Source organism: Nonomuraea sp. B19D2 (assembly GCF_040137845.1).
Classification (GTDB): domain Bacteria; phylum Actinomycetota; class Actinomycetes; order Streptosporangiales; family Streptosporangiaceae; genus Nonomuraea.
This window is the reverse complement of the sequence record NZ_JBEFAK010000150.1, coordinates 1-1,164: the sequence shown is the minus strand read 5'-3', so window position 1 is coordinate 1,164 and position 1,164 is coordinate 1. Positions and strand designations below refer to the sequence as shown.

The following is a 1,164-nucleotide window of genomic DNA, read 5'->3' as shown; positions in this document are numbered from 1 at the left end:
CAGCGCTCCTGTCTTCCCTGGAAGACGCTCCCAGCGCTGCCCCTTGGACCCGCCCGCCGAATACGCCGGCTGGCGCCAGGCCGATGGCCTGCAGCAGGTCCGGTTGTGGAATGGCCACACCGCCTGGGTGGTGACCCGGTACGAGGACGTCCGCGCGGTCCTGGGCGACCCGCGGCTCAGTGCCGATGCCCAGCGTTACCCGTCCGTGCTTCCGCACACGCAGGTCCCGGCGTTCCCGCGGATGGACGACCCCGACCATGCCCGGCTGCGCCGCATGCTCACCGCCGATTTCACGGTCAAGCGCGTGGAGGCGATGCGTCCGCAGATCCACGAGGTGGCCGGGAGATTCCTTGACGAGATGATCAGCAAGGGGCAGCCGGCGGATCTGGTTCGCGAGTACGCGCTGCCCCTCCCGTCTTTGGTGATCTCGCTCCTGCTCGGCGTGCCGTACGACGACCACGAGTTCTTCCAGCAGCACAGCGCCACCATGAACCACGCCGACGCATCTGCGCAGGACAAGGCGCAGGCGAGCGGGGCGCTGTTCGGTTACCTGCTCGGCCTGGTGGAGCGCAAGGAACGCGAGCCGGGAGACGACCTCATCAGCCGTCTGCTCACCGAGCGGGTCGCCACGGGCGAGCTCAGCCGCGAAGAAGCCGCCATGAACGGCATGATCCTGCTGTTCGCCGGGCACGAGACCACGGCCAACATGATCGGCCTGGGCACGCTGGCGCTGCTGCAGCATCCGGATCAGGCTGCCCTCATCCGCGACACCGACGACCCCGCCGTGGTGGCGAACGCCGTCGAGGAACTGCTGCGTTATCTGTCCATCGCCCAGGACATGATCGTGCGGGTGGCCACCGAGGACCTCACCATCGGCGGGCAACTCATCCGGGCCGGCGAAGCGGTGACCGTCAACCTGCCCGCCGCCAACCGGGACACGGCGTTCCTCGACCAGCCCGACACCCTGGAGCTCGGCCGCAACACCCGCGGGCACCTGGCCTTCGGTTACGGCATCCACCAGTGCCTCGGCCAGAACCTGGCACGCGTGGAACTGCAGGTCGCGCTGCCCAGCCTGCTGCGCAGGCTGCCGGGCCTGCGCCTGGCCGTACCGCTGGAAGAAGTCAAGTTCCGGCACGACATGTCCGCCTACGGCGTCCACGAACT

General features: G+C 68.8%; 1 protein-coding gene. It reads left to right on the top strand.

Annotated elements, in window-relative coordinates:
* Positions 1–43 precede the first annotated feature (43 nt).
* Positions 44–1,164: cytochrome P450 (locus ABN273_RS59210; RefSeq protein ID WP_349458597.1), on the top strand; the 1,121-nt coding region annotated here is incomplete at its 3' end.